The organism is Sinomonas susongensis, assembly GCF_005877005.1.
Classification (GTDB): Bacteria; Actinomycetota; Actinomycetes; order Actinomycetales; family Micrococcaceae; genus Sinomonas; species Sinomonas susongensis.
This window is the reverse complement of the sequence record NZ_SSNH01000013.1, coordinates 76,060-84,352: the sequence shown is the minus strand read 5'-3', so window position 1 is coordinate 84,352 and position 8,293 is coordinate 76,060. Positions and strand designations below refer to the sequence as shown.

Annotated in this window: 7 protein-coding genes; 2 read left to right on the top strand and 5 right to left on the bottom strand. The window is 68.4% G+C overall.

The features are described 5' to 3' along the window. On the bottom strand, positions 1-323 hold a 323-nt coding region (locus E6A21_RS15650; protein WP_425471568.1), incomplete at its 3' end, for an aldehyde dehydrogenase family protein. A 161-nt stretch (positions 324-484) separates the two neighbouring features. On the opposite strand from E6A21_RS15650, the gene E6A21_RS15645 reads away from it, so the two are divergent. Further along, positions 485-1,687, top strand: a complete 1,203-nt coding sequence (locus tag E6A21_RS15645) for a lactonase family protein (RefSeq protein ID WP_342777880.1) — start codon at positions 485-487, stop codon at positions 1,685-1,687. A gap of 84 nt (positions 1,688-1,771) precedes the next feature. On the opposite strand, the gene E6A21_RS15640 is transcribed toward E6A21_RS15645, so the two are convergent. From E6A21_RS15640 to E6A21_RS15630, 3 genes are all read right to left on the bottom strand, one after another. Further along, positions 1,772-2,779, bottom strand: a complete 1,008-nt coding sequence (locus tag E6A21_RS15640; RefSeq protein WP_138445082.1) for an acetamidase/formamidase family protein — start codon at positions 2,777-2,779, stop codon at positions 1,772-1,774. Position 2,780: 1 nt separating this feature from the next. Beyond that, on the bottom strand, positions 2,781-4,226 hold the full coding sequence (locus E6A21_RS15635) for an APC family permease (protein ID WP_138445081.1): 1,446 nt from the start codon (positions 4,224-4,226) through the stop codon (positions 2,781-2,783). An 82-nt stretch (positions 4,227-4,308) separates the two neighbouring features. Further along, positions 4,309-5,397, bottom strand: a complete 1,089-nt coding sequence (locus E6A21_RS15630) for a substrate-binding domain-containing protein (RefSeq protein WP_138445080.1) — start codon at positions 5,395-5,397, stop codon at positions 4,309-4,311. A gap of 48 nt (positions 5,398-5,445) precedes the next feature. On the opposite strand from E6A21_RS15630, the gene E6A21_RS15625 reads away from it, so the two are divergent. Beyond that, complete coding sequence (locus E6A21_RS15625) at positions 5,446-5,916, top strand: MarR family transcriptional regulator (protein ID WP_171041438.1); 471 nt, start codon at positions 5,446-5,448, stop codon at positions 5,914-5,916. A 68-nt stretch (positions 5,917-5,984) separates the two neighbouring features. Here E6A21_RS15625 and E6A21_RS15620 read toward each other — a convergent pair whose 3' ends face one another. Continuing rightward, positions 5,985-8,138, bottom strand: a complete 2,154-nt coding sequence (locus tag E6A21_RS15620; RefSeq protein WP_138445078.1) for a transglycosylase domain-containing protein — start codon at positions 8,136-8,138, stop codon at positions 5,985-5,987. Positions 8,139-8,293 lie beyond the last annotated feature (155 nt).

Genomic DNA, 8,293 nt, shown 5'->3' with positions numbered 1-8,293 from the left:
CCGACCTCGAAGCGGGCGTTGGGGCCGTTGAGCGGCTTGCCCTGCTCGCGGGAGAGGATCCGGGCGAGCTCCTCGGCGTTGGCCTCCACGGCCTCGGCCGCCGCGTTCAGCGCCGCGGAGCGGGCCTGGTGGCCGGCCGCTGCCCAGGCCGGCTGGGCTGCCCTCGCGGCCGCGATCGCCGCCTCGAGCTCCGCCAGCCCGTGCACCGGAGCCACCCCGACGAGCCCGCCGGTCGCCGGGTCGAGCACCTCGCGGCCGGGCTCGCCCGGCGCGGGAGCGATCGCCTCGAGCAGGGAATCCGTCTGCTGCAGGGTCGTGTCCATGAATCCTCCACGTTGAGTTGCGCTGTTCCACCCTGAGGTGGGCTGTTCGTTCAAGTCTCGGAGGGGAGGCCCGCGCGGGCTTGTCTCCGCGTGATCGTTGATTGTCTCCCGACGCAGAAAACCAGACGCAGAGGGAGCCGCCCGGGTGCGGCGAGGCGGTCGTGTCACCCGGGCCTCCTCCGGGTACGGACCCCAGTAGACCCTGCCGGGTGGGCGGGGCTCCACCCGGCTCAGAAAGGCGGATCCTTGGCACAGCAACCACTCGCCGGCATTCCCGCGGCCCAGCGCACCCTGCTCCTCGTCGCCTGCCCGGGGGCCGGCGTCGTCGACCTCCTCGAACTAGACCCGGGCTCGGGGCGCTCAAGCCCTTGGCCCGCGCGGAAGGCCTTCCCGGCGTCGCCGCGCTCGCGATGGATCGGCGCGGCACCGCATACGCCGCCTGCAGCGGCGGGGGCAGCGACGGAAGCGGTCCCCGCGCCGTCGCCCTCTCCCTCGACCCGGCCGGCGCGGTAGCCCAGGGAGCTGCCCGGGAGCTGCCCGCGTCGGCCTGCTTCGTGGCCCTCGGGCCGGACGGCCGCAGCCTCTTCAGCGCGTCCTACGGGGACGGCCGGCTCGACCGCGTGCCGCTTCCGGGCGCCGACGGCGCCGCCCCGGCACGGTACGAGACCGGGGCCAACACGCACTGCGTCGCCTTCAGCCCGGACGGACGCTTCGTCTACGCGACGTCCCTCGGCGACGACCGGGTGAGCTGGTTCGAGTCGGGCGGGGAGGCCGAGCCGGGAGCGGACGACGGCGCGATCGCCCCGAGCGGCCACGTCGCCGCCGAGCCCGGGTCGGGGCCCCGATACCTCCGGCTCAATGCGATCGGGGACCGCGCGTACGTGGTGCACGAGCTCACGGGAGAGGTCGCGGTGTACGGTCGGGACGCGGAATCGGGTGCCCTCGAGCTCCTGCAGCGGGTCTCGGCTGTCGAGGGCCTGGGCCTGGTGCCGGGACCGGTGCGGTCCGCGAGTACGCCGGACCCGGGAACGGGGGTCGTGTGGGCGGCCGACCTGCGGCTCACGCCCGACGGGCGCTTCCTCTTCACAACGGAGCGGTCCACGAGCACGATCTCCGCCTTCGCCGTGAAGGACGACGGGACGCTCGAGTTCCTGGCGAGGACGGCGACCGAGACGCAGCCCTGCGGGAGCGCGATCGACCCGTCCGGGCGATTCCTCCTCGTGTGCGGAGAGGGCTCGGACCACATCTCGTCCTATTGGATCGGCGACGACGGCTCGCTCACGCCGGCCTCGCGCGCGGAGACGAGCGCGGGGCCGCTCGCGATCGAGTGCTGGAGCGCCCAGGCCGGGGCTCCGGTGCTCTAGGCAAGCCAAGAGCCGAAGAGCCCAGGAGCCCAGGAGAAGGGGGCGTGCGGGAACGGCGAGGCCGCTCCCGCACGCGTGCCCGGGCTATCCGAGCTTGTAGTCCTCTGCCGCGGCCCGGAGGCGGCTGTGGACGCCGCCGTAGGCCTCGGCCGACTTCAACGACCACTTGGGCAGCTTCGCGAGCATCGTGTAGTTCGGGTCGCAGACGTTGGCCGCGGGGGCGAGGCCGAGCTGGCTGACCAGCTGGTAGGCGTCGAGGGTGTCCATGCCCGTCAGGTCGGACGCCCACGCCACCAGGTCTCGCTGACTGATCCGGTACGCGTCCTCGAGCGGACGGACGGACCCGGTGCTCATGATGTAGTCGTCGTCTTCGAGCCGGGGCCACTCCAGGGCTCCGCCCTTGACGACGTCCACCGCGATCGCGCTGTTCATAGCCGATTCCAGACCGGTGCCGCACACCTCGCCCTCCCCCTGCCGCGCGTGGCCGTCGCCGAGCGAGAGCATCGCCCCCGGGACGTTGACCGGCAGGTACAGGGTGGTTCCCGCCCGCACCTCGGGGGTGTCCATGTTGCCGCCGTGGGTCGAGGGGGTCACGACGAGACGGACTTCCCCGCTGGCAGGGGCCACTCCGACGGTTCCGTGCATCGGATCGAGCGGCAGGGACAGCTGATAGTCGCTCTGGCGTGCCCGGAACGTGGCCGTCCAGGTCTCGAGGTCGATGTCGTAGAACCAGACGCGCTCCTCAAGCGGGCTCGCAAGCATGGCAGTCTCATGCGTGGGGGTGAGCGCACCGAAGTGGGGGAAGGTGCTCGAGATCGCGTGAGACCGTGCCGGGACGATCGAGATGAAGTGCACCGCCAGGATGTCTCCGACCTCGGCGCCCTCCACGTGGATCGGACCCGAGACGGGATTCAGCTCGGCGAAGGGCACGACCTCGCTCGGAAGGTCGTCGGGAGAGCTCACCCGGCCGCCGTAGCAGTCTTCGGTGCTCACCTCTACGATGTCCCCCGGATTGACGCTGAGGAGCGGCTTCGTGCCCCCGAAGACGTACGAGTACTGCTCGGGCGTGGGCTTGAGCGCGTGGACCGCCATGTCAGCGGACCTCCTTCTCGTCGATGGGGGAGGCAGCCATGGAGGGATCCTTCATGCGCCCGGCCTTGAGCAGGACGAACGCGAGGATCAGACCGACGACGAGCCAGAGGACGCCGAGTATCTGCGCAGCGATGTTCGCGTTGATGATGACCGCGACGAGGATCACGAGGCCGAGGACCGGGAGCACGAGGTGCACGAACCACCGGCGCGACTTCTGGCGGATCACGAACCACCAGACGACCGCGATGTTCAGCAGCGAGAACGCCGTGAGCGCGCCGAAGTTGACGAGCGTGGAGATCTCGGTGAGACCGTTCGGCTGCGTGACGAGGTAGAGGCCGAGCACGAGCGAGATGGCCGCCACGACGAACGTCGCGTTCACCGGCACGCCCCTCTTGGGGTGCACGCGGCTGAGGAATGCGGGGAGCTGGCGGTCCCGGGCCATGGCGAAGAGGAGCCGCGAGGTCGCCGCCTGGGCGACCAGGGCGTTTGCGAAGCCCCAGGCCACCGCGGTGGCCGCGGCGGTGAGGATGAACAGGAAGGCACCGCCGGCGTTCTGCGCGGCGTCGTAGAAGGCCGTCCCGTTCGGGTCGCCGTTGGCAACCAGGCCAGCGGGGTCATGCACGAGCATCGAGGCGACCCACGTCTGGACCACGAAGAGCACCCCGACGAGCAGGAGGGCGGCGATCATGGAGCGTCCCAGCGACTTGGTCGTGCCGGCGTTCTCCTCCGCAAGGGTCGAGATGCCGTCGAAGCCGAGGAACGAGAGCACGGCGATCGAGACGGCCCCGAAGATGAGGGACCAGCTGAACGTGTGCGGGTTGAAGAACGCGTCGAGGCTGAAGGAGCCCTGGCCGTTGGCGACTGCCACGAATCCGATGACGAGGAAGATCGCGAGGACGACGAGCTCGAGCACGAGCATGATCTTGTTGACCCGGGCGGTGAATTCGATGCCGAGGTAGTTGATCAGCGTGTTCAGCAGGACGAACGCGACGAGCCAAGCCCAGAGGGGCACCGCGGGGACCATGCCGTTCATCGCGATGGCGGCCGCTAAGTAGAGGAGCGCAGGAATGAGGATGTAGTCCAGGAGGATCATCCAGCCGGCCACGAACCCGAGGATGCGGGTGATCCCGCGCCCGACGTAGGTGTAGACGGAGCCTGACATGGGGAAGGCCTGGACCATCTGCGCGTAGGAGTTCGCGGTGCACATCATGGCGAGCATGCCGACGATGTATGCCATCGCGACCATTCCTCCAGAGGCCTGGAAGACGCTGCCGAAGATTGCGAAGGGGGCAATCGGCACCATGAAGATCAATCCGTAGACCATGAGGTCGGAGAACTTCAGCGTGCGCTTGAGTTCCTGCCGGTAGCCGAATTCTTCGATGCCGCTGCCCTCGGCGTCTGCGGGGAGAGCCGGGGCGTCATAAGGTTGACGAGGTTCTGAGTTCATCGCCGTTGTGTCGTCCAATGCTCGGCCGCGGACAGCTGTGTCCGCGGAGTCCAAGTTATTTCCAGATGGAAATAACTTGATGCTACATGCCGACCTCATTGATGACTACCAATTCGTTTCCTTCAGCGCGGGCCAGACGGCCCCCGCGGGAGCGGCCGACGACGGCTCCCGCGCTTTCCGAGGCCGCAGCCAGGCTCAGGGCGGCGTGCGCAGGAGGCATGGATTCCAAGAGGCCGCTCAGCCACAGTTCGGCAAGCAGGAGCACGCCATCGTGGCAGCCTTCGGCGTAGGACGCTGGCAGGGGTGCAGAGATGCCGAAGCGCTTCAGGTACAGCTCGATGAAGCTCTGATGCTCGTCGTCCTGCTGGAGGATGAAGGAGGGCATGGCCGAGTAGAGCATGCCCGTGGCATCGCCCCCCACCGCCAGGAGACAGTTCTCGTCGAGAGCGGTGCAGAGGCGCACGAACTGCCGGTCGGCTCCGTACTCCGCGGCCCCGCGATGGAACGTGATCCCGTCCCGGCCGACGAGCGAGACCAGGATCGCTTCGGCACGGCTGCTCCTCGCCTCGTCCAGGAGGCGCCCGGCGTCGACGGAGCCCAGTGCGACAAACCTGTCCATGACGATCTCCTGCCCGAGCGCCCGCAGGAGGCTCCGGGCTTCGCGGTGCACCTGCCGCGGCCACACGTAGTCACCCCCGATGAGCGCCCACCGGCGCACCGAGTGGTGCCGGATAATCCACTCCAGGGGATGCCGGAGCTGAAGCTGCGGGGCCGAGCCCGTGAAGACAGTGCCCGGCTTCCCCTGCCCCGACTCGTGCGGGGGAGTGAAGACATAGGGCATGCCGTGGGGCACGACGCTCGAGACGGCGACGCGCACGTCCGACGTGTGTGCGCCGACGAGGCCCTGGATCAGCCGGGCGTCGATGAGCTGGCGGACGGCACGCGCAACCTCCCCGGGGGACTGGCCGGCGTCGATCGCTACGAGTTCTGTGGCGAGGCCGGTACGCTCGGCTACATGCTCCGCAGCCAGCTGCGCGCAGTTGAGGATCGACGGACCGGCGACGCCCATGACGCCTGAGAGCGGCGCGAGCAGCCCGATGCTGAGGGTCCCCGGCATGGGGCCGCGCAGCACGAGAGTGCTCGGAAGCACTAGGCTGACTGGAGAGGTCACAGAATGGTCCTGCCGAATCTAGATGGCCGGGCGATCGAGGAGGATGCCATGCCCGCCTTGCCGGAGGACAGCGAACACAGCGTATCCCTGTCGCACGTCATCCTCACCCTCTCGGGAGTCGGGACACGCATGCTCGAGGGTCTCGCGCTCGCGCTCAGCGAGGAGGGCGCCAGCGTCGAGCAGTGGCGCATCCTGCAGCTCGTCTCGCGGCTGGGGTCGCCGAGCATGGGGGATCTCGCCGCGTACTCGGGCCTGCCGAACGCGTCGCTCAGCAGGATTGTCGACGCGTTGGAGGACAACGCTTCCGTCTACCGTCTCCCCGCTCCGAACGACCGCCGCCGCATCACGGTCCGGCTCTCCGACCACGGAGCGGGAAGGCTCGGCCGCATGAACACGATCGTCTCGGCGTGGGAGTCCTCGGCCATCGCGCTGATCGGGGCCGAGAACGCCCACGCCCTGGCCGCGGCAGTCGACGGCACCGCCGAGCGGCTCGGCATCCACCGCGTGCAGCCGGCCTGACGCAGGCGGGGCCTGACGCAGGCGGGGCTGGCTCAGCCAGCCGCCGCCCGCGGAGGCGGCCCCACGGGTCAGCCCCCGATCAGGTTCTGCGGCGGCGCGTCGAAGTTGCCGTGGTCGTAATAGCCGACAGCCTTCTGCATGTACAGCGCCCACTGCGGGCCCGCGATGTAGGCGCCGTCCACCACCGGGTAGAACTTGCCGTTGACGGTGACGTTCTGCCCCGGGTTGGTCGGATCGGCACTGAACGGGTCACCGAAGAACGAGGCCGTGGAGAGCCCCTTCGTGTACCCGACCACCCACGTCTGGTTGTTGTACTGGTTCGTTCCCGTCTTGGCCGCGTCCGGGACGCCGAGCTTCTGCGGGATGAGCAGGCCCGAGCCCTTCGTGAGGACGTCCTGGAGGACGTTGGTCGCCGCCTGCGCCACGCCGGGCTTGAGGGCGTTCGCCTGGCAGCTCGAGGTCTGGCCGCCGATCTTCTTGCCCTGCGCGTCGTCGACCTCCGTGATGGAGATCGGCGTGCAGTAGGTGCCGTCGGCGGCAAACGTCGCGAAGGCGTTCGCCATCGTGAGCGGTGCGACGTTCATGCCGCCCAGGAGGTTGCCGAGGGTCGAGAGGTCCAGCTTCTTCCCGTTGCCCGCGCCGTCGTGCATCCCGAGGGCGTCCGCAGCGCGCTGGATGTCGCAGAAGTCGTTCAGGCCCGCGGCGGAGGCGAAGGTCGCCGTGTTGATCGACTGGGTGATGCCTTCCCGCACGCTCATGGGGTAGTACCAGTTCGGCTCGTCGTTCTGAAGGTCGTTCGCCGCGCCCAAGCCGACCTCGGCGTCGTCGTACGCCCCCGTGACCTTGGAGCACGTGTCCCTCCAGGGGTAGTTCAGGGGGTAGACGCGCCGGGATGCGTCGACGATCTGATTGGTGGGCTTGCCCTCGTTGAGCCACGCCGCGAGCGTCACCGGTTTCATCGTCGAGCCGGGCTGCATGCCTCCGACGCCGCCGAGCGCATTGCCGCTCGTGTCGGATCGGTCGACGTTGAAGTTGTAGCTCGTGACGAAGCCGCTCCCCTGCCCATCGAGCATGCGCGAGTTCTGCGCCATCGCCACGATCTTGCCCGTCCCGGGCTGGATCGTCACGAGGGAGGCGCCCCACTTGTCCGGGTTCGCCCCCGCCGTCGCATCGACCTGCTGCTGTGCAGGGGACTGGAGGCGCGGATCGAGCGTCGTCTTGATGGTCAGGCCACCGCTCATGACCCGCTGCAGGCGATCCGCCGGGGTTGCGCCGTAAGCCGGGTCATTCTCTATCTGGTGCAGCACGTAGTCGCAGAAGTAGGGCCCCTGCGCCGCGTACGCGCAACCCTGCTTCGGGGGGTTGAGCTTGAGCTGGAGCGGGGTCTTGACCGCGGCATCGTGCTGGGCCTGATCGATGTACCCGTGGGTGAGCATCGCATCGAGGACGAGGTTGCGCCGCGAGACGGCCCGGTCCGGGTAGGTGGTTGGGTCGTAGTAGCCGGGGCCGTTGACGAGGCCCGCGAGGAGCGCGGCCTGGGGGATGGTGAGATCCTTGGCGTCCTCCGAGAAGAAGTACTGGCTCGCGGCCTCGACGCCGTACGCGTTGCCGCTGAACGGGACGATATTGAGGTAGCCCTGAAGGATCTGGTCCTTCGAATACTTCTGCTCGAGGCCGATCGCGAGCTTCATCTCCCGCAGCTTGTCGCCGACGCCCTTCTGCCCGTTGAGGACGATGTCGGCGGACTTCCCCTGGGTGACGAGGTTCTCGTTGAGCACATTCGTCACATACTGCTGGGTCAGGGTCGAGGCACCCTGCCGGGCGCCTCCCGCGTCGATCGTCAGCGCGCGGAGGATGCCCATCGGATCGATTCCGCCGTGCTGGTAGAAGCGGTAGTCCTCGATGGCCACGATGGCGTTCTGCATGTTCTTCGACATCTGGCTCAAGGGGACGTCGGTCCGGTTCTCGGTGAAGAGGGTCGCGATGGTCGAGCCGTCAGCGGCGAGGATCCTCGTCGACTGTGACGGAGGGCTCACGCTGAGATCGCTCGGAAGGCTGTCGAAGAACTGGACCGAGCCGTTCGCAGCAGCCGTCGTGAGGGCGACGGCAGGCGACATGAGCCCTGCGACAAGGGCGCCGCAGACAGCACTGATGCTGAAGAAGGCGAGTACCTTGCCCAGCGCGGTGGTCGTGTCGATCAACGGTTTCCCACGAGAGGCCATGCCGGGAATGGTAGCGAGCCTGAATCGGTGAAACCTGAGAGAGTGCCGCCCACAGCCTTTTAGGGGCTCCGAGCTGGGTTCCGCGTCGTAATCTGAACGGCGGACGCCATTCGCACAAATTTTCGCTCTTTACACAGCAATGGACCTGTCCAATG

Bases quoted from the DNA above. Each gene is read 5' to 3' on its own strand.
- E6A21_RS15620 (WP_138445078.1), bottom strand. From the start codon at position 8,138: ATGGCCTCTCGTGGGAAACCGTTGATCGACACGACCACCGCGCTGGGC.
- E6A21_RS15640 (WP_138445082.1), bottom strand. From the start codon at position 2,779: ATGGCGGTCCACGCGCTCAAGCCCACGCCCGAGCAGTACTCGTACGTC.
- E6A21_RS15625 (WP_171041438.1), top strand. From the start codon at position 5,446: ATGCCCGCCTTGCCGGAGGACAGCGAACACAGCGTATCCCTGTCGCAC.
- E6A21_RS15635 (WP_138445081.1), bottom strand. From the start codon at position 4,226: ATGAACTCAGAACCTCGTCAACCTTATGACGCCCCGGCTCTCCCCGCA.